Raw genomic sequence first — 19812 nt, forward strand, 5'->3', positions numbered from 1 at the left:
TCACATGAGCCCCACCCCCCTGCCGATCCCGGTCCCCATGCCCGGTGTCGACACCACCTCGCTCGCCGAGATCCTCGGCCGCGGCGCGCTCGCCATCGCCGCCTACGCCGCGCTCGGCGTCATCCTGCTGATCATCGGCTTCTACGTGCTCGACCTGGCCATCCCGGGCAAGCTCAGCCAGCTGATCAAGGTGGACCGCAACCCCAACGCCACCCTGCTCACCGGCTCCGGCCTGGCCGCCGTCGGGCTGATCGTCTCGGTCTCCATCTGGTCCTCGGGCGGAGCCCTCCACGAGGGTCTGCTCGCGACCCTGGTCTTCGGCCTGGTCGGCATCGCCGTGCAGACCGTGGCGATGGTCGCGTTCGACAAGGTCGCGGGGATCTCGGTCCGCGAGCTGGTCAAGGAGCCCAACCTCCAGCCCGGCACCCGCCTTCTCGCGGTCACCCACATGGTCATCGGACTGATCACCGCCGCCGCCGTCATCTGACCGGGGACGGCCTTCTCCCGGGGCGTCGGCCTCTCGGGGCGTCGACGTCCCGCCGGGCTTCGCCGTGTGGGACCGTGCAGGACACCGTACAGAACGAAGGCCCGCACGCTGTCCGATACCGCGGCTGGCGCATCTCACGCGACCTGGCACTCTTAGTGACGTGAGGGAGCGGAGCGAGCGAGCGGAAACACACGTAACACACAGCGACGTCGTGGCCGACGGGGGTGACCTCGATCAGGACCGGACACGGGAAGACACCACGCGCAGGCTGGAGCGTGCCATGGGCACGCTGGGCACGGCCGCCATGTCCAGGATGGACGATCGGCTGATGTGGTTCCGTGCCCTGTCCGCCGAGGACAGGTCCTGGGTCGGGCTGGTGGCCCAGGCGGGGATCGCCGCGTTCGTGGAGTGGTTCCAGCACGCCGGGGAGGGCCGTCCGACTCCCAGCATCGAGTTCTTCGGCACCGCGCCCCGGGAGCTGAAGCGGTCGATCTCGCTGCAGCAGACCGTCGACATCGTCCGGGTCGTGGTCGAGGTGGTCGAGGCGCAGACCGGGGATCTGGCCGCGCCGGGCGGGGAGGACCAGCTCCAGCAGGCGATGCTCCGCTACACCCGCGACGTGGCGTTCGCCGCCGCCCAGGTCTACGCGCGGGAGGCCGAGGCGCGCGGCGCCTGGGACGCGCGGCTGGAGGCGCTGATCGTGGACGCGCTGGTCAGGGGCGAAGTGGACGACGGCCTGCACTCCTGGGCAGCCGCCCTCGGCTGGACCTCCTCCCCCGTCGTGGTCCTGGCCGGCCAGACGCCCGACGACGATCCGCAGGAAGTGATCGACGCGCTGCGCGAGCGGGGCCGCAGGTCCGGGCTGGACATGCTGGCGGGGGTGCAGGGCGACCGGCTGATCGTGATCGTGGGCGGGGCGGACAACGTCGCCGCGGCGGCCAAGCACGTGGTGCCGCGCTTCGGTCCGGGTCCGATCGTCATCGGGCCGGAGGTGAACGACCTGCACGCGGCGGCGAGCTCGGCGCGGGCGGCGATCGCCGGCCTGCGGGCCGCCTCGGGGTGGCCGGACGCGCCCAGGCCGGTCCACGCCGAGGATCTGCTGGCCGAGCGGGCCATCGACGGCGACGCCGCCGCCAGGGCCCAGCTGATCGAGAACGTCTACCTGCCGCTGATCGGCACGCCGCTTCTCGACACGCTGGCGACCTATTTGGAGCAGGGAACGTCCCTGGAGGCCACGGCCCGGTTACTCTTCGTACATCCGAACACGGTGCGCTACCGTCTGCGTAAGATCACCGAGTTGACCGGATACCAGCCGACCGAGGGTCGCTCGGCCTTCACTCTGCAGGTGGGGCTCATTCTCGGCCGCCTATCCGAGACGACTGCAACCTGACCGTCCTTACTTAACCTGCGTGAAACTCCTGTTGTAGGGTCTCCACAAAATAGTGGGGACAAAGTTCGTCCGGATTCTCACCCGTGTATTGAACTTCTACAGGGCAGGCTAGATTTCGTGCTCGTCATCGTCGCTCCGGGCCAAGGCGCCCAGACTCCAGGTTTCCTGAATCCATGGCTCGAACTACCGGGTCTGGCGGACCGTCTGTCCGCCTGGTCCGATCTGGTCGGCCTCGATCTGGTCGCCTACGGGACCACCGCCGGCGCGGACGAGATCCGTGACACCTCCGTCGCGCAGCCCCTGCTGGTCGCCGCCGGGCTGGCGGTCGCCGAGGTCCTCGGAGCCTCCCCCGACATCGTCGCCGGACACAGCGTCGGCGAGTTCACCGCCGCCGCCCTGGCAGGGGTGCTCACACCCGAGCAGGCCCTGGTCCTCGTCCGGGAGCGCGGCCAGGCCATGGCCAAGGCCGCCGCGATCACCGAGACCGGCATGTTCGCCATTCTCGGCGGCGCCGAGGAAGACGTTCTCGCCGCCATCGACAGGCACGGTCTCACCGCCGCCAACGTCAACGGCGCCGGGCAGATCGTGGCCGGTGGCACGCTGGAGCAGCTGGAGGCCTTCAAGGCCGAGCCGCCCGCGCGGGCCCGGCTGATCCCGCTGTCGGTCGCCGGCGCCTTCCACACGGTGCACATGGCCCCCGCGGTGGACCACCTGCGCGAGGCCGCCGCGGACATCACGCCCGGCGATCCCGCCGTAACGCTCCTGTCCAACGCGGACGGCGCGGTGGTCGAGAGCGGCGGCGAGTTTCTCACGCGCCTGGTCAACCAGGTCGCCAATCCGGTTCGCTGGGACGCCTGCATGTCCACCATGGCCGACCGCGGTGTCACCACCATGATCGAGTTAGCCCCCGGTGGCACGCTCACCGGCCTGGCGAAGCGTGCGCTGCGCGGGGTGACGACCGTCGCCCTCAAGACACCCGATGATCTGGACGCCGCACGAGAGGCTCTCAAATGAAGACCACACAGGGCTCACCCGGCGCGAAGATCCTTTCCTTCGGCCACTACCAGCCCTCCAACGTGGTCACCAACGACGAGCTGTCGGCGACCATCGAGACCAACGACGAGTGGATCCAGAGCCGGGTCGGCATCAAGGAGCGCCGGATCGCCCTGGAGGGCGAGTCCGAGATCGATCTCGCGGTGCAGGCGGGCGGCAAGGCCCTCGCCTCGAGCGGTCTCTCGGCCTCCGACATCGACCTGGTGATCGTCGCCACCTGCACGCTGGAGACGCAGATTCCCAACGCGGCGGGCCGGGTGGCCACGCGGCTGGGCATCGACGCCCCCGGCGCGTTCGACGTGAACACCGCCTGCTCCGGCTTCTGCTACGCGCTCGCGGTCGCCAACGACGCGATCCGCGCGGGCTCGGCCACCAACGTGCTGGTCGTGGGCACGGAGAAGCTCTCCCAGTGGATCGACTGGACCGACCGGGCCACCGCGGTGATCTTCGCCGACGGCGCGGGCGCCGCGGTCGTCGGCCCGTCCGACACCCCCGGCATCGGCCCGGTGGTGTGGGGCAGCGCCGGTGACAAGTCCACCGCGATCATGATCAAGGACCGCGACTCCTTCCTGCAGCAGGAAGGTCAGACCGTGTTCCGCTGGGCCACGACCGCGCTTCACCCGATCGCCAGGGAGATCTGCGAGCGTGCAGGCGTAGACCCCGCCGATCTCGCGGCTTTCGTACCCCATCAGGCCAACCTGCGCATCATCGAGGCAATTGCCCGTAAGATCGGCGCCGACAACGCGGTGATCGCCAAGGACATCGTCCTGGCGGGCAACACCTCCGCCGCCTCGATCCCCCTGGCACTGTCCCGGATGATCGAGCGCGGCGAGGTCCGGTCGGGCGGGCTCGCCCTGCTGCTGGGCTTCGGTGCCGGCCTGACCTATGCGGGCCAGGTCATCGAAATCCCCTAAAGCTTGTACGGCTCCGCCGTGCAAAACCAGAAAAATCCGCGCAAGACCATTAAAGATCGAATCCAAGGAGAACACGAGACATGGCCCTGACCGAGCAGGAGATCCTCGCTGGCGTCGGCAAGATCATCAACGAGATCACCGGTATCCCGGCGGACGAGGTCACCCCGGAGAAGAGCTTCGTGGACGACCTGGACATCGACTCGCTGTCCATGGTCGAGATCGCCGTCGCCGCCCAGGACGAGTTCGGCGTCGAGATCCCGGACGACAAGCTCAAGGACCTCAAGACCGTCAAGGACGTCATCGGCTTCATCCAGGGCTGAGAAGTCCGCGCACCTCCCAGCATTGACCCGCGATTCACAAGGAGCGTAGAACGTGAGTACAGACCAGGTACGTGTCGTCGTCACCGGGCTCGGCGCGACAACGCCTCTCGGTGGAGACGTCGCCTCATCCTGGTCGGCGCTCCTCGCCGGTCAGTCTGGGGTCCGCAACCTCACCGAAGACTGGGTCGACTCCGTCCCAGTGAAATTCGCCGCTCGCGCCGCCGTGGACCCGACCGAGGTTCTGCCCCGGCCGGAGTCGCGGCGGCTTGACCGCACCGAGCAGTTCGCGCTGATCGCGGCGCGCGAGGCCTGGGCGCACGCCGCGATCGACAAGGTCGACTCCGAGCGCCTCGGCGTGGTCGTGGGCAGCGGAATCGGTGGCATCACCACCATCCTCGACGCCTACGACACCTTCAAGGAGAAGGGCTGGAAGCGGCTCTCTCCGTACACCGTGCCCATGCTGATGCCGAACGGGGCAGCGGGCTGGATCGGCATCGAGATCGGCGCCCGGGCCGGCGTGCACGCCACCGTGAGCGCCTGCGCCACCGGCGCCGAGTCGATCGGCTACGCCATCGAGATGATCCGTTCCGGCCGGGCCGACGTGGTCGTGGCCGGCGGCACCGAGGCCGCCATCCACCCGCTGAACATCGGCTCCTTCGCCGCCATGCGCGCCATGTCCACCCGTAACGACGAGCCGCAGCGCGCCTCGCGGCCGTGGGACAAGAACCGTGACGGGTTCGTCCTCGGCGAGGGCGCGGGCATCGTCGTGCTGGAGTCCGAGGAGCACGCCCTGGCACGCGGCGCCAAGATCTACGGCGTCGCCGCCGGCGTCGGCTACTCGGCCGACGCCCACCACATCGCCCAGCCGGAGCCGACCGGCGCCGGGGTCATGCTGGCCATGCGCCGTGTCCTGGAGAACGCCGGCCTCACCGGCCAGGACATCAAGCACGTGAACGCGCACGCCACCTCCACCCCCGCGGGTGACGTGGTGGAGACCAGGGCGATCAAGGAGGTCATCGGCGACCACCCGCTGGTCAGCGGCACCAAGTCGATGACCGGTCACCTGCTCGGTGGCGCCGGCGGCATCGAGTCGGTGTTCACCATCCTCGCGCTGCACGAGCGTATCGCCCCCGGAACGATCAACCTGGACGATCTCGACGACGGCATCGAGGTGGACATCGTGCGCGGTGCGCCGCGCAAGCTGCCCGACGGACAGATCGCCGCGATCAACAACTCCTTCGGGTTCGGCGGGCACGACGTCGCCGTGGCCTTCACCAGCATCTGACAGGAGCTCGTGATGACTGTGCTCGAGAACAGGGTGGTGAGCGACGCCTCCGACCAGGAGGTCGCGGATCCTCGTGATCCCCAGGTGCGCCTCGCGGCCCTGCTGGACGAGGGTTCGGTCAGGCTGATCTCTCCTGCGGACCGCAGTGGCATCCTCTCCGCGATGGGCCGCGTCGAAGGCGTGCCGGTCGTGGCGTTTCTCAGCGACCCCCGCTTCCAGGGCGGCGCGATGGGCAGCGAAGGCTGCGAGCACATCGTGCACGCCTACGACATCGCGGTCCGCGAGCGGGTTCCGATCATCGGCGTGTGGCACTCCGGCGGCGCCCGGCTCGCGGAGGGCGTCGAGTCGCTGCACGCGGTCGGCCGCGTCTTCGCCGCCATGACCCGCGCCTCCGGTGTGATCCCGCAGCTGTCCGTGGTGGTCGGCCCCGCGGCCGGCGGTGCCGCGTACGGCCCGGCCCTGACCGACATCGTGATCCTGGCGGACGAGGGCCGCATCTTCGTCACCGGCCCGGACGTGGTCCGCAGCGTCACCGGCGAGCAGATCGACATGGCCGCCCTCGGCGGCCCCGAGCCGCACAGCAAGCGCAGTGGCGTCGTTCACGTCGTCACCAAGACCGAGACCGACGCCTACGTCCAGGCACGGCGCCTGGCGGTTCTCCTCGGTCACCAGGGCCGGGTCCGCACCGAGGTCGAAGAGGTCGACTTCTCCGGCCTGCTGCCGGAGAACGTGCGCCGCGCCTACGACGTGAAGCCGCTCGTCAACGGCCTGCTCGACGAGCCGGGCGTGGAGCTGCACGCCAAGTGGGCGCCCAACATCGTGACCACGCTGGGCCGTCTCGGGGGCCGGACCGTGGGCGTGGTCGCCAACAACCCGATGCGCCTGGGCGGCTGCCTCGACTCCCTCTCCGCCGAGAAGGCCGCGCGGTTCGTCCGCATGTGCGATGCGCTCGGCGTGCCGCTGGTCGTCCTGGTGGACGTCCCCGGCTACCTGCCTGGCGTCGGCCAGGAGCACGACGGCGTGGTACGCCGCGGTGCCAAGCTCCTGCACGCCTTCGCCGAGGCCTCCGTGCCGCGGATCACCCTGGTGACCCGGAAGGCGTACGGCGGCGCCTACGTCGCCATGAACTCCCGCTCACTGGGCGCGACCAAGGTCTTCGGCTGGCCGACCACCCAGATCGCGGTCATGGGCGCGGTCGCGGCGGTCCGCATCCTCAAGCGCCGCGAGCTCGCGGCGGCCTCCGACGAGGATCGAGCGGCCCTGGAGACCAAGCTCGCCGAGGAGCACGAGATCCTCGCCGGCGGGCTCGACCGGGCCATCGAGCTCGGCGTGGTGGACGAGGTCATCAAGCCCGAGGAGACCCGCGGCGCGATCGCCAGGATCCTGGCGACGGCGACCCCGGCGCGCGGCGCCCACGGCAACATCCCGCTCTGATCTGATCATCGCCTCGCGAGCCCCCACCGGTCCACACCGGCGGGGGCTCGCCTGGTTTCGGGGTTCGGACGCGCTGGAACCGGCTCCAGGCTCCGGACGCGCCCTGGAACGTTCCAGGGCGGCGAGCGGCTCCGCCCGGCGAACCCCGGCCGGCACCGCTCGCCCGGCGCGGGACCCAGCGGCTCAGACGGCGGCGTGCAGCCAGCGGACCGGAGCGCCCTCTCCCGCGTAGCGGAACGACTCGAGCTCGGCATCCCACTGTTTGCCCAGCAGGCGATCCAGCTCGTCCTCCAGCACCACACGGCCCTGCCGCGCCATCAACATGACGGAGCGCAATCGGTCCTCGGGCACCAGGATGTCACCCGTGGCCCCGATCACCGCCGTGAAGGCGCCAAGACTCGGGGTGTAGGCGTGCCGGGACCCGTCGGCACCCGGGGAGGCGTCTTCGGTGATCTCGAAGCGGATCCGCTGCCAGCCCATCAACGATGAGGTGATGGCAGCCGCGGTCCCTTCACGAGCTTCCCACTCCGCCTGTGCGCGCACGTGTCCCGGCGCGGCGGGTTGTGGAGTCCAGGTCAGGTCTACGGGCACGCCAAGGACACCTGCGACCGCCCATTCGATATGAGGGCACAGCGCAGGCTGAGCTGAGTGGACGTAAAGCACGCCACGAGCAGACACCGGACCTCCCGTTTCGTACGAGGTGCGCCTTCCCCAACGGCCTCGTCCCCGGATGATCACAAGTGACTGAAGGAGAGACTACCGTCGGTTGCGACGTCGCACCAGAGGGGGGTCATACCGAGATGTTGCAAGAACGGCACTTGACCGGTACATCCTCGGGAAGGAACAAGACCCAGCGAGCTGGTGATCGATCCCGGAGGACAGATGGACGCGGAAATCAAGCGGGTTGAGCCCGTACCCGGAGCGCCGGCTCTGATCAGAAGGAACCAGCTGCTGACCGACGCCGCCGGCGTGGAGGCCGTCGCCCGGTGGACCACCGCCGTGTCCGAGGCCGACGGGATCTTCCGCATACGGCTCTCGCCGGGTGTCGACGTCTGCGAGCTGGTGACGACCCTCCGCGACCAGGGCCACCTCGCCTCCCCCAACCACGTCCTGATCGGCCAGCCGCTCTACTACGGCGGTCCGGCGTCCCGCCCCTTTCCCGCGGCCCCCCTCGCGGCCCCCCATACAGCGCCCGAGCCCGGCGAGAGCGGCGTGACGGTGGCCCTGGCCGACACCGGCCTGGCCGCGCACCCCTGGTGGCAGGAACATCCCTGGTTCCTCGAACAGCGGCGCGAGGTGGCCGAGGTGCCCGATTCGGACGGCGACGGCGAGCTGGACGGCCAGGCCGGGCACGGCACCTTCATCGCCGGGCTGGTCCTGCGGTCGGCTCCCGGGGCACGGGTGCGTCCGCTCCGGGTGCTGGACGGCCACGGAGTCGGGGACGAGGCGGGGCTGCTGCGAGTCCTGGCCCGGATCAGGGGCGAGATGCCCCAGGTGCTCAACCTCTCCTTCGGCGGGCACACCTTCGACGACCGTCCCTCCCCGCTGGTGGAGGCGGCGCTGGCGGAGCTGCCCGGCACGGTCGTGGTGGCCTGCGCGGGCAACACGGCCTCCGACCGCCCCTTCTGGCCGGCGGCGTCGACCAAAGTGATCGCCGTCGGGGCGCTGGACGCGGCGGAGGAGGCCAGGGCGCCGTTCTCCGCGCACGGCCCGTGGGTCGACGCGTGCGCGCGAGGCGAGTGGCTGACCAGCACCTTCCTGAGGCACGGAGCCTTCCAGGGCTACGCGCGCTGGAGCGGGACCTCCTTCGCGACGGCCGTGGTGAGCGGGGCGATCGCGGCGGCGGCCAGGACCCGGTCACCCGAGGAGGCCGCGAAATGCGTCCTCGATCCCCTCGGCGCCCGCCAAATCCCCGATTTGGGGGTCGTGGTGCCCGTGCCAGGCTAAAGTCTCACCCAAAGTCTTCGCCCGAACACCCAGTGTGTTCTATGTGGTCTCGGAGGTGCCGGTGAGCGACCAGCACACGGTCGATGCCCCGCTGACAGGCGATCAGGTGGCCTGGGACGTGCTGGTCAGCCGGTTCACGGGTCCGCTGTGGTCGGCCGTCCGCGCTTACGGCCTGAGCCCGGCTGACGCCGCCGACGCGGTGCAGGGGACGTGGCTGCGACTGGTCGAGAGCCTGCACACCATCCGCGACCCGGACCGGATCGGTCCCTGGTTGTTCACCACGGCCAAACGCGAGGCATTCCTCCTGAGCAGGCGCAACCGGGGCGAGCGACTGATCGCCGACCCCGGAGACGCCGAGCATGCTCGCTTCGACCCGGCCGACGCCGGGCATGTCCACTCCGATCCGGCGCTCACCGTGCTGACCGCCGACGAGGGCCGCCGCCTGTGGCAGGCCGTCGAGGAGATGCACGAGCCGTGCCGGTCGCTGTTCCGGCTGATGGCCACGGCCCCTGACGCGGGCGTCCACCAGCTGGCCGGGCGCCTGGACATGCCCAGCGGCAGTTACGGTCCCACCCGGGGCCGCTGCCTGAACCGACTACGCACCATGCTCACCGCCCGGGAGGCGACACCGTGACACGACATCCCCCGATGATCGACGACGAGTCCCTGATAGCCGCACTGCGCCTGGCATCCGGGCACGACCCGGTCCCCGCCCACGTGTCGGACGCCGCCCGCGCGGTCTTCGGCCTCCGGCTGCCCGGCGCCGCCACGGCCCGGCCGGTGGCCACGCCCGCCCCGAGCGGCGTCCGCTACTCCGAGGAGACCCGGCTGCTCAAGTTCACCGCCGCGGATCTGACGGTGGAGCTGGAGGTCACCTCCCTGGACGGTCTGGTGGCCCTGGCCGGTCAGGTGTCCCCCTGTCCCGAGGCGGGCACGCTGGTCGAGATCCGCACCCTGCACCTCACCCAGTCGCGCGAGCTCTCCCCAACGGGCCAGTTCGCCGTCACCGGGCTGCCTCCCGGCTGGTTCAGCGTGGTGTGCCACCGGCCCGATCACGCCCCGGTGGCCACCAGCTGGACCCGGATCCGCCCGTAAACGGCCCCTGAGTGGCTCCCGACGACGCGATCGCGGCCGCCGAGCATGCGGTGGGCCTCTCCGCCAGCGACCCGGCGCAGGCCCGGGCACTCGCCCGCGACGTGCTCCGCTCCGTGTCTCCGACCGGCCCTCACCGTGAGGCCGTGGCGGTGGCGCACCGGGCTCTGGCGCTGGCCGCACGCGAACTGGGCGACCTGCCGCTGGCCGAGGAGCACCTGCACCGGGCCGTGAGCGTCGCGATCTCCGCGGATCTGCCTCACCGGGCCGCCCAGGCACAACTGTCGCTGGTCCACGTCCGCACGGAGCTCGGCCACCCCGAGCAGGCCCTGGCCCTCGCCGCGGCCGCCGAACCCCATCTCACCTCCGTCGAGGTGGCCAAGCTCGACGTCCACCGGGCGGTGGCCCTGGGCAGGCTCGGCCGCCATCGCGAAGCCGTCGCCCGCTGTGACCGCGCCGTGGGCCTCCTCGGCGATGATGTCGGTTTCCTGGCAGGAGCGATGCTGAACCGGGGACTCGCCAGGGCCTTCCTCGGGGAGTTCGAGGCCGCGGAGGCAGATCTGGCCCGATGCGCGGAGCTGGCAAGGGGAGCGGGCCTGGATCACCTGCTCACGCTCGCCGAGGGCAACCTGCCGTTCCTGGCGGCGCGGCGCGGTGACCTGCTCGCCGCGTTCACCGCCTACCGGCGCGCGGAGAGCAGCCTGTTCGGCTACCCGGAGCGGCTGGCCACGATGCGCTGCGACCTGGCCGAGGCGCTGATCGCCGCCCACCTGCCCGGCGAGGCGCGGGTGCTGCTCGACCTCGCGGTGCCCGAGCTGACCGCCGCGGGCGCGGAGGTGGCCCTGTCCGAGGCCCGCCTCCTGCTCGCCCAGGTCGAGCTGCGCACCGGCGACCCGCGCCGCGCCCGCGAGAGCGCCGAGCTGGCCGCGACCGGCCTGGCCGCCCAGGGCCGGACCCTCCTGGCGCCGCTCGCCACCGAGATCCTTCTGCGGGCCCGGCTCGTGCTGGGACCGCCCTCCGGAGAGCTTCTCGCCGAGATGCTCGCGTGCGCGGACGCCCTCGACGGCGCGGGACATCCGAACGCGTCCGCGGCGCTCCGGTTCACCGCCGCCGACGTCTCCCTCCAGCTGGGCGACCCGTTGGCCGCGGACGACCAGCTCGGCCGTCTCGCCTCCTGCGGCCGGAGCGTGGTGACCCGTCAGGCGACGGCGCTGCGGCGGGCTCTGGCGGGAGATCGGCGCGGGGCGTTCGCGGCGTTGCTGGCCGGGCTGGCGGAGGTGGGCGCCGGGGCGAAGGCGTTCGAGAACCCGATAATGCGCGCTCAGGCCGTCAGGGACGGTGAGCCGCTGGCCAAGTTCGGGCTGACCCTCGCCCTGGAGACCGGGCGGGGCCGTACGCTCCTGGCCTGGACAGAGCGGTGGCGGGCGATCGTCGGGGGCACGGGGCAGCCGGTCGCACCCGACCTGAACGAGCTGCGGGCCGCACTCGGCGACGGGGTCCTGGTGGAGTTCGTCCGTCACGGCGATGAGCTGGTCGCCGTCGCGGTCACCCCGGACCGCGTGATGCTGCGCCGCCTGGGTCCTTTCACGGCCGTCACCGAGGCCACCGTCCGCCTCCGGTACGGCCTGCGCAGGACGCACCTGCTCGACGGGAGGGTGCCCGAACCGGCCACGGAGGCCACGGCGCTGGAGCGGCTGCTCTTCGGCCCGCTGCGCGGCCCCCTGCGAGAGCGGCGTGGCGACCGGTCCGGTGAGCGGCGTGGGAGCGGGCACGGTGATCAGCCCGGCGACCCGCATGGGAGCCAACATGACGATCAGCCCGGCGACCCAAGTGGGAGCCGGCACGGAGGCCGGCCGGATAGCCGGGATGGCGACCGGCTGGGCGACCGGCCGCTGGTGATCGTGCCGACGGAAACCCTGTACACCCTGCCCTGGCCCCTCCTGCCGATGAACGCCGACCGTCCGGTGACCGTGGCCGCCAGTGCCGCGACCTGGCTGGCCGGGTGCCGGACGCGCTCCTTGCCCAACCGGGGGATCATGGCGGTGGCAGGTCCCGGGCTGCGGTGCGCGGAGGCCGAGGCACGCATGGTCGGCAGGTGCCACCCGGGGACGGAGCGGGTGGTGGCGCGGCGCGCGGAGGTGACGGCGGCGCTGGACCGGGCCGACGTCGCGCACCTGGCCACCCACGGGATGTTCTCGCCCCGCAGCCCGCTGCTGTCCAGCATCCATCTCGATGACGGCCCGCTGATGGCCTATGACCTGCTACAACTGCGCACGCCGCCCCGGCTGGTGGTGCTGTCCGCGTGCGACGCGGGGATGGCGCACGCCCCCGCGGACGGGGCCCCGCTGGGGCTGGCGGGCACGTTCCTGTCGCTGGGATCGCAGTGCGTGGTGGCCAGCCTGGTGCCGGTGCGCGATGAGGAGACCCTGGCCCTGATGACGGTCTTCCACGGGCTGCTGGCCGCCGGGCACCCTCCCGCCCAGGCCCTGACCATGGCGAGCGGAAAGACCGGGGTGGCCGGTTTCGTCTGCTTCGGGTACGGAGGTCAGCCGGTGGCGACCGGCCGCGAGGGGTCGGCGACCCAGTTGGACCAGGATCCGACGTAGAGGGCGGCCGGGATGCCGGCCACCTCCAGAGCCAGCACCTGGTGGGCGGCCGTCACGCCGGAGCCGCAGTAGGCGCCGACCTCCACGCCGGGGACGGCGCCGAGGGTGTTGAACCGTTCGCGGAGGAAGTCGGGCAGATGGAAGCGCCCTGACGGGTCGACGTTGTTGCCGGTGGGGGCGCTCACCGCGCCGGGGATGTGCCCGGCGACGGGGTCGATCGGCTCGACCTCGCCCCGGTATCGCTCGGCGGCCCGGGCATCCAGCAGCACCCCGTCGGCGGCGAGCTCCATGGCCTGCGCCGCGTCGAGCACGGGCATTCCGCCCGGGCGCGCGACGAAGTCACCGGGTGCCGCGATCTCCTCTCCCTTGGAGACGGGCAGGCCCTGCGAGGTCCATGCGCGCAGCCCACCGTCGAGGACCCGGACGTCGGGGTGGCCGAAGTAGCGCAGGGTCCACCAGGCGCGGGCGGCGGCGCTGGAGTCGGCTCCGTCGTAGACGACGACGGTCCGGGAGCCGGACACCCCGAGGCGGCGCGCCGCCTCCTGGAACGACTCGGCGGAGGGCAGGGGGTGGCGGCCTCGCGGTCCCGGCGGGGCGGCGAGGTCGGCCTCGAGGTCGCAGAAGACCGCGCCGGGGATGTGCTCCTCGCGGTAGGAGTCGATCCCGGGCGGCCCTCCGAGCTTCCATCGCACGTCGAGGACCGTCGCCTCGGGCAGGCCGGCCAGTTCGGAAGGAGTGATCAGCGGGCTCATCTGGCACTTACCTCCAGTAGTGGGACGTACTGCTCGGCGGGGGTCAGCGAGCCGTGACAGCCGATGAACGACGATTCGATCGGCTCGGCGACCGAGGCGACGATGGCGCAGTCGGTGTAGGGCACGGCGAGGACGTCGCCGATCCTGGGCAGCCATTCGGGGCGGACCCGCGGCCCGAACCAGCCGGACTCGACCGCCTCCTCCCGGGAGACCACCCACGCCGTCCCGGCCAGGGTGTCGCGCCAGGCTTCGAGGACCGCCCCGGCGGCGCCCGGAGCGGCGTAGACGTGCCGGACCCTGGTCTCGCCGCCGAGCAGCGCGACGCCCTCACGCAGTGCGGGGATGGCGTCCACGTCGACCCTCTCGGTGACGTTGACCATGCCGTGGTCGGCGGTGACGTACATCGCCGAGCCGGGCGGGAGCGTTTCGGCCAGCCGCTCGGCCATCAGATCGACCAGGGCGAGCTGGGCGAGCCAGGGCTCGGTGCCCCAGCCCTCCACGTGGCCCGTGGAGTCGAGGTCTCCGTAGTAGACCGACACGTGGGCGCGAGGTTCGGCCAGCGCGCGGCGGACTCCCTCGATCCGCTCGTCGACCGTGTCGGCGCCGACGAAGCCCACACCGCGGTAGACGGCCCGGTTGAACCCGCTGGTCTCGAACTTGGCCGGACCGACGTAGCTGATGGGGATCCCGGCCGCCGTGGCACGTTCGTAGACGGTCGGGGCGGGCTGCCACACGTCAGGATCGATCGGCGGGCCCGGGGCGGTCCAGCGCAGGCAGTTGAGCAGGTAACCGGCGCCGGGCACCGCGAGCTGGTAGCCGAGCATGCCGTGCTCCCCGGGGGGCACGCCGGTGCCGAGCGAGCCCAGGCTGGTCACGGTGGTGGCCGGGAAGCCCGCGGTGAGCACCCCGCCCGGCTGCGCGGACAGGAACGGCGCCGTCCGCGGGTGGGCACGGAGCAGCTCGGCGCCCATGCCGTCGACGAGGAACAGCACGACCCGCTCGGCCGGGGCGAGGCCAAGGGGGTTGTCCCCCTCCATCCCGACCGCGGCGAGCAACGAGGAGGACAGGTCCGCGAGCGACGACGCGCCGTACGCGGGGATCAGGGGCTTCACGACGCGGCGCGGGCGGTGGCCTCCGACAGTGCCTTGGCGAAGGCCAGCACGTGGGAGACCGCCTCCGGTCCGTCGGCCGCCTCGCTCACCCGCAGGGAGAGATCGTCGGCGGTGATGGCGCCGGTGTATCCGTGGTCGGCCTCGCAGTTCTCGTCGCCGCAGGTAGCCGGTTCCAGGTCGACGTGGGAGATGGCTCCCCAGCCGATGGTGAGCGTGACCTCCGTGGGCGGCACGCCCGGCACGTAGGAGGCCGGGTCGGGAACGACCCGGGTGACCGCGACCGACTGGATCCGGCTGAGGCGTACGGCCTCGGTGGTCGTGGACGCGTGGGACGCCGACACTCCCTCCACGGGCGGGTGCTCGTCGGTGTGGCAGACGAGCAGCCTGGTGGGCGAGAGCACCAGCACGGTGACGTGCCTGCGAACTTCCATGGCCGGGTCGAAGGTGGCTTCGTGGTGCACCACATAGGCGCCCACCTGCTCCTTGCCCAACGCGGATTCGACGGCGTCGGCGACCAGGTCTGGATAGTAGCCACTGCGGTCGATGGCGTCACGCAGGCCGGCGGCCGAGAGTCGGGTTTCCCTCATGGGTCCATCCTGCCCTGTCCGGAGCAGCGCTTTCGCCTGGAGTGCGTGAGGTTTCGCTACCGGGGCAAATCGTGACCCTGTCCGGGTACGGCTCTATTGCGCCCTATAAGCAGTTACCCAAGCGGTCGGCGCTTAATGACATACCCGCTCGACGACGCGCCTTTTGATTCGGACCAGTTTGCCTCGGCCTTTTTGAGGCTACCGACAGTAGTGGCGGCGGCACGTCCGGCGCACCTAAACGGCCGAGGCGAGCCGCACGCCGGCGCGTATTCGGCGGGTGTCTCCCCCGGACGGGGATGCTCTCCGCCGCTCCAGAAATAGAAGTGGTGAAAAAATAGCGAAATCGGGGGATGAGCAATTATGACTCGTGGACGTCTGCGTTCGCACAGACGGCCCAAGAGGGCACGGCGCATCGGCTTCACGCTCGTCATGGCAACTTTCACGGCGACCGTCGCGGGCATCGCCCTCGTGGCCTCGATCCCGTCCGCCTCCGCGACGGAGCTTTACTCGGAGCTTTACGCGGAGGGGTTCCACGGCGCGTCGACCTCGGACGGTCTCTGGAAGGCGAGCAGCCCGGGAGGCGGCCACGCGCCGTGCCTCACCGCCGCCACCGCGCCGGCGCCGCCCGGCTCGCTCCCGGCGTGCGCCGAGGGTCCGTACGACCGCGCGGGGAAGGGCGCCCTCCGGCTCACCGACGGCACCGGGCAGGAGACCGGCTCGCTCCTGCTCGCGAAACCGATTCCGACAGACCGCGGCCTGACGGTCGAGTTCGACATGTACATGTGGGGCGGGACGAAATACACCGACGGCAACGGCTCCCGGGCAGGTGACGGCATCTCGTTCTACGTCGTGGACGCCGACCGGAGCCAGACCGCGGCCGGCGAGCCCGGCGGCGCGCTCGGTTACAAGGGCCTGGCTGGTGCGTTCGCCGGCGTCGGCTTCGACCAGTTCGGCAATTTCTCCAACCCGCGCTGGGCGGGCGCCGGCGGCCCCCGGGGCTGCCCGGCGGGAGGGGGCAACGCCTGCGCCAGGCCCAACAGCGTCGTGATCCGCGGCTCGGAGTCCGCGGGCTACGCCTACGCGTCCGGCAGACGGCTCAACCACCCGCTGGACACGCCGGAGGCGAACACCCGCAAATACGCCAGGCGGCACGTCCTGGTCGGCATAGGCGCCGACAGCCGCATGGACGTGCTCATCCGCCACCAGGACGACGGGCCGTACGAGACCGTGGTCTCGAAACTCGACCTCGCCAGGCTGCCCGGCCAGGGCGCGCTGCCGGACGAGGTCAGGATCGGATTCGCCTCCTCCACCGGCTACGCGACCTCCGTCCACGAGATCTCCAACGTGGAGATCCGTACCCGCGACGCCGATCTGGTCCTGCGGACCGGATATGACGGCCCGTTCGAAGCGGGCGGCACCGCCACATCCTTCCTCGACGCGGGCGCCGGTCCCGGCTTCGGCTGGATCGACCACCCGACCGAGGTCTCCTACCACCTCCCTGCGGGCCTGACCCCCACGGCTGCCTCGGGCGACGGCTGGACATGCGACACCTCGGGCCAATGGGTCATCTGTGACACCGCCGGGGAGGCCGCTCCCGGCACCTCGCTGCCGCGAATCACCGTTCTCATGAACGTGGCGGCGGACGCCTCGGGCACGCTGACCGCCTCGGGCAGGGCGGTTCAGATCACTCCGGATCCCGACGCCGAGATCGATCCCCTGAACAACACCGTCGCCGGCACGGTCCAGGTCGCGCCCGCGGGCCCGCCCGTGACCTGGAGGACCGCCGTCTCACCTCTCGGCCGAGACGGCACGGATCTCCCGGCCGGGACGCGAACCGCTTAGCCGAGACGGCGCGGTCCGCCCGCCCGGACGGACCGTCCGACCGGAGGCAGCGCGGACCGCCCGACCCGTCGGACCGCCCGACCGGAGGCAGCGCGGACCGCCCGACCCGTCGGACCGCCCGACCGGAGGCAGCGCGGACCGCCCGACCCGTCGGACCGCCCGACCGGAGGCAGCGCGGACCGCCTGACCGAGGCGGCGCGAACCGCCTGACCCGTCGAACCGTCCGGCCGAGGCAGCGCGAATCGCTTGGCCGAGGCGGCGGGGACCGTTCAGCCGAGGCGGCGGGGACCGTCGTCGGGCCGTGGTCCCCGCGGGCTGCTCAGTACGGCACGCGCTCCCAGCACGATCACCTCTGACTCCCCCACCAGCACCGGGTCGAGGTCGATCCTCACCACCTCGGGAAGATCTTCCGCCAGCTGCCCGAGGCGGATCAGCAGTTCCTCCAGCGCCTCGACCGCGACCGGCGGGTAACCGTACTCACCGAAGAGCAGAGGGGCGGCTCGCGGCGACCTCACCAGGGCCGCGGCGTCCTCCCTGGTCAGCGGGGCGAGGCGGTACGCCTCGTCGCGCAGCAGTCGCGCGGTGATCTCGCCCAGCCCGAAGGACACCACCGCGCCGAAGCCGGAGTCCTCCAGAACCCTGGCCACGGTCGGCACCGCGGGCTGCGGGACCATCCGCTGCACCGCGAGCACGGCGTCGGGCCCGAGCTGCCGCGTCAGGTCGGCGAAGGCGTCACGCACCCCGTCCGCGCCCGAGAGCCCCAGGCGCACGGTCCCGGCACGCTTGGCCGCCTCGGGATCGGCGGCCTTCAGCACCACGGGCCAGCCCAGTCTCCCCGCCGCCGCGACGGCCTCCTCCGGTGATTCCACCACCTCGGCGGGCCACACCGTCAGCCCGTAGCAGGCGAGCAGCTCGGAGGCGTCGATCTCTGACGGGGTCTCACCCAGCTCCGCCAGCACCAGCCGCCGTGCCGCCTCGGTGTCGACGCCCTCGATCTCCTCGTGCGCTCCCGCGGGCCGCTCCAGCCAGCGAGCGTGCCGTACGACATGGGCCAGCGCCCGGACAGCCTCCTCCGGAGCCGCGTAGGAGGGGATCGACCCCTTCTGGGGGGCGGTGCCGACCCGCAGCTCCCGCGGCATGCCGATCTTTCCCTCGAACGTGGCCAGCACCGGCTTGCCGCACTCGAGGGAGACCCGCAGCAACTCGGCGGCGACCTCGTCGGCGTGGGCGGGGATGGGCGGCATGTAGATCGCGACCACCGCGTCGACGTCCGGGATCAGCGAGGACAGTGCCGTACCGAACTCCGCCGCTCCCGCCCCCGCGCCGAGGTTGACCGGCGGCTCGGGCTCCAGGCCCGCGCTCACGCAGGCGTCCACCGCGAGCAGCGCCATCGCGTCGGAGTTGCTCACCAGACCGACCCTGGGCCCGGCCGGCAGCGGCTGGTAGGCCAGGAGCTGGGCCACGTCGAACTGCTGGATCAGATCGTCGACCCTGATCACCCCGGCCTGCTCGAACAGCGAGCTGAGCACGGTGTCCGGCAGGCGCAGCACGGGCGCGGCGTGGCCGGTGGGCACGCCCTGGGTGGTGCCGCCGCTCTTGACGACCACGATCGGCTTGCGCCGCGAGATCCGCCGCGCGAGGCGGGTGAACTTGCGGGGGTTTCCCAGCGACTCCAGGTAGAGCAGGATCACATCGGTCTGCGGATCCTCCTCCCAGTACTGGAGCAGGTCGTTGCCCGAGACGTCGGCGCGGTTGCCCGCCGACACGAACGAGGAGATGCCCATGCCCCGCTGGGCCACCCGCTGCAGCAGCGCGGTGCCCAGCGCGCCCGACTGGCTGAAGAAGCCCACCCGCCCGCGCCCGGGGATGGTCGCGGCGAGCGTCGCGTTCAGCCGCACCGCCGGGTCGGTGTTGGCGATGCCCAGGCAGTTGGGGCCGACGACGCGCAGGCCGTACGCGCGGGCGATGCGAACCAACTCGTCCTGCCTGGCCCGTCCCTCGGGACCCGTCTCTCCGAAACCCGAGGAGACCACGATCAGCCCGCGCACCTCCTTCTCCGCGCACTCCTTCACCACCTCGATCACCCCGTCGGCGGGTACGGCGAGCACGGCGAGGTCCACCTCCCCGTCGATGGCCGTCACGCTCGGATAGGCCCGAACCCCCGCGACGGCCCGTGCCTCGCGGTGCACGGGGTAGACGGGACCGGCGAAGTCGGCGCCCAGCAGGTTGCGCAGCACGGTCTGGCCGACGCCGCCCGGCTCCCGGCCCGCCCCGATGACCGCCACCGACCCCGGGGAGAGCAGTCGCTCGATCGAGCGGGACTCGGCCCGGTGCTCGCGGGAGGTGGTCACCTCCTGGGCGGTGTCGGTCGGGGCGAGGTCGAGGGTCATCCGGACCACCCCGTCGGCGAAACGGCTCTGCGCGGTGTAGCCGACCTGTTTGAGTACGGCCATCATCTTCTGGTTGGCGGGCAGCACGTCGGCGACGAACCGGGAGATCCCCCGTTCCCTGGCGGTCGCGGCCAGATGTTCCAGCAGCACCGAGGCGACCCCCCGGCCCTGGTGCGCGTCCTCGACGAGGAAGGCCACCTCCGCCTCCCCCGGCTCGATCCGGTCGTAGCGGATCACCGCCACCATCTCCGTGCCGATCGTCGCGATGAGCGCGACCCGGTCCACGTAGTCGACGTTGGTGAACCAGGTGATCTCCCGGTCCGAGAGACGCGGCCTCGGACCGAAGAAACGGAAGTAGATCGACTCGTCGGACAGCCGGGAGTAGAAGGAACGCAACCGGTCGGCGTCGGCGGGCCGAATCGGGCGTACATGGGCGGTCCCGCCGTCCGAAAGGACAACGTCCGCCTCCCAGTGAGCGGGATACTGTGCAGCCTCCACAGACCCGAGAGTAGACGCGAATCCCATATGACTGATCAGCCGGGCAGGTTCACGCAACGCTTGTGCATCGACTATGGCCCGCTGTCCGATCCTGACCCCATAC

Annotated in this window: 17 protein-coding genes; 12 read left to right on the top strand and 5 right to left on the bottom strand. The window is 71.6% G+C overall.

What is annotated here, in order from left to right:
* The first annotated feature begins 4 nt into the window (after positions 1 to 4).
* The 7 genes from DKM19_RS34455 (at position 5) to DKM19_RS34485 (ending at position 6883) form a co-directional block, all read left to right on the top strand.
* A complete protein-coding gene (locus DKM19_RS34455; protein WP_110701557.1) occupies positions 5 to 487 on the top strand; it encodes a DUF350 domain-containing protein in 483 nt (160 codons plus the stop codon).
* Between the two features lie 280 nt (positions 488 to 767).
* Entirely contained in the window at positions 768 to 1877 is a 1110-nt protein-coding gene (locus tag DKM19_RS34460) for a CdaR family transcriptional regulator (RefSeq protein WP_110706194.1), read from the top strand.
* A gap of 117 nt (positions 1878 to 1994) precedes the next feature.
* Positions 1995 to 2891, top strand: coding sequence for an ACP S-malonyltransferase (locus DKM19_RS34465; RefSeq protein ID WP_110701560.1), 897 nt, complete (start codon positions 1995 to 1997; stop codon positions 2889 to 2891).
* Positions 2888 to 3844, top strand: coding sequence for a beta-ketoacyl-ACP synthase III (locus tag DKM19_RS34470; protein WP_110701562.1), 957 nt, complete (start codon positions 2888 to 2890; stop codon positions 3842 to 3844). Before DKM19_RS34465 ends, DKM19_RS34470 begins: the two co-directional genes overlap by 4 nt.
* 80 nt (positions 3845 to 3924) lie before the next feature.
* Positions 3925 to 4164 (top strand): acyl carrier protein, encoded by a 240-nt coding sequence (locus tag DKM19_RS34475; protein ID WP_089207771.1) that lies wholly within the window; start codon positions 3925 to 3927, stop codon positions 4162 to 4164.
* Positions 4165 to 4216: 52 nt separating this feature from the next.
* Positions 4217 to 5449, top strand: coding sequence for a beta-ketoacyl-ACP synthase II (gene fabF, locus DKM19_RS34480; protein ID WP_110701564.1), 1233 nt, complete (start codon positions 4217 to 4219; stop codon positions 5447 to 5449).
* Between the two features lie 12 nt (positions 5450 to 5461).
* On the top strand, positions 5462 to 6883 hold the full coding sequence (locus DKM19_RS34485; RefSeq protein WP_110701566.1) for an acyl-CoA carboxylase subunit beta: 1422 nt from the start codon (positions 5462 to 5464) through the stop codon (positions 6881 to 6883).
* Positions 6884 to 7066: 183 nt separating this feature from the next.
* Here DKM19_RS34485 and DKM19_RS34490 read toward each other — a convergent pair whose 3' ends face one another.
* Positions 7067 to 7561 (bottom strand): DUF3145 domain-containing protein, encoded by a 495-nt coding sequence (locus DKM19_RS34490; protein ID WP_089207768.1) that lies wholly within the window; start codon positions 7559 to 7561, stop codon positions 7067 to 7069.
* Between the two features lie 204 nt (positions 7562 to 7765).
* Between DKM19_RS34490 and DKM19_RS34495 the strand changes: the two genes are divergently transcribed.
* From DKM19_RS34495 to DKM19_RS34515, 4 genes are all read left to right on the top strand, one after another.
* The gene (locus tag DKM19_RS34495) at positions 7766 to 8830 is read left to right on the top strand and encodes a S8/S53 family peptidase (protein ID WP_110706195.1); all 1065 of its coding nucleotides are present in this window, start codon (positions 7766 to 7768) and stop codon (positions 8828 to 8830) included.
* Positions 8831 to 8891: 61 nt separating this feature from the next.
* Positions 8892 to 9464 (top strand): RNA polymerase sigma factor, encoded by a 573-nt coding sequence (locus DKM19_RS34500; RefSeq protein WP_089207795.1) that lies wholly within the window; start codon positions 8892 to 8894, stop codon positions 9462 to 9464.
* Positions 9461 to 9925, top strand: a complete 465-nt coding sequence (locus DKM19_RS34505) for a hypothetical protein (RefSeq protein ID WP_110701568.1) — start codon at positions 9461 to 9463, stop codon at positions 9923 to 9925. The genes DKM19_RS34500 and DKM19_RS34505 overlap by 4 nt, the downstream gene beginning before the upstream one ends.
* An 11-nt stretch (positions 9926 to 9936) precedes the next feature.
* Complete coding sequence (locus DKM19_RS34515; RefSeq protein WP_162641984.1) at positions 9937 to 12528, top strand: CHAT domain-containing protein; 2592 nt, start codon at positions 9937 to 9939, stop codon at positions 12526 to 12528.
* On the opposite strand, the gene DKM19_RS34520 is transcribed toward DKM19_RS34515, so the two are convergent.
* Genes DKM19_RS34520 through DKM19_RS34530 form a run of 3 tightly spaced genes read right to left on the bottom strand, consistent with a single transcriptional unit; the run spans position 12468 to position 14979 of the window.
* Positions 12468 to 13280, bottom strand: coding sequence for a sulfurtransferase (locus tag DKM19_RS34520; protein WP_110701574.1), 813 nt, complete (start codon positions 13278 to 13280; stop codon positions 12468 to 12470). The genes DKM19_RS34515 and DKM19_RS34520 overlap by 61 nt on opposite strands.
* Positions 13277 to 14392, bottom strand: coding sequence for an alkaline phosphatase family protein (locus DKM19_RS34525; protein WP_110701576.1), 1116 nt, complete (start codon positions 14390 to 14392; stop codon positions 13277 to 13279). Before DKM19_RS34525 ends, DKM19_RS34520 begins: the two co-directional genes overlap by 4 nt.
* Positions 14389 to 14979 carry a DUF5998 family protein gene (locus tag DKM19_RS34530; RefSeq protein WP_089207763.1) on the bottom strand — a complete coding sequence of 197 codons (591 nt, stop codon included), beginning with the start codon at positions 14977 to 14979 and terminating at the stop codon, positions 14389 to 14391. The genes DKM19_RS34525 and DKM19_RS34530 overlap by 4 nt, the downstream gene beginning before the upstream one ends.
* 360 nt (positions 14980 to 15339) lie before the next feature.
* On the opposite strand from DKM19_RS34530, the gene DKM19_RS34535 reads away from it, so the two are divergent.
* Positions 15340 to 16821 (top strand): hypothetical protein, encoded by a 1482-nt coding sequence (locus DKM19_RS34535; RefSeq protein WP_110701578.1) that lies wholly within the window; start codon positions 15340 to 15342, stop codon positions 16819 to 16821.
* 269 nt (positions 16822 to 17090) lie between these two features.
* Here DKM19_RS34535 and DKM19_RS34540 read toward each other — a convergent pair whose 3' ends face one another.
* Positions 17091 to 19736: a bifunctional GNAT family N-acetyltransferase/acetate--CoA ligase family protein gene (locus DKM19_RS34540; RefSeq protein WP_110701580.1), complete on the bottom strand. Its 2646-nt coding sequence runs from the start codon at positions 19734 to 19736 to the stop codon at positions 17091 to 17093.
* Positions 19737 to 19812: the final 76 nt, after the last annotated feature.

It is taken from the genome of Streptosporangium sp. 'caverna', assembly GCF_003203775.1.
In the GTDB taxonomy this organism is placed as follows: Bacteria; Actinomycetota; Actinomycetes; order Streptosporangiales; family Streptosporangiaceae; genus Streptosporangium; species Streptosporangium subroseum.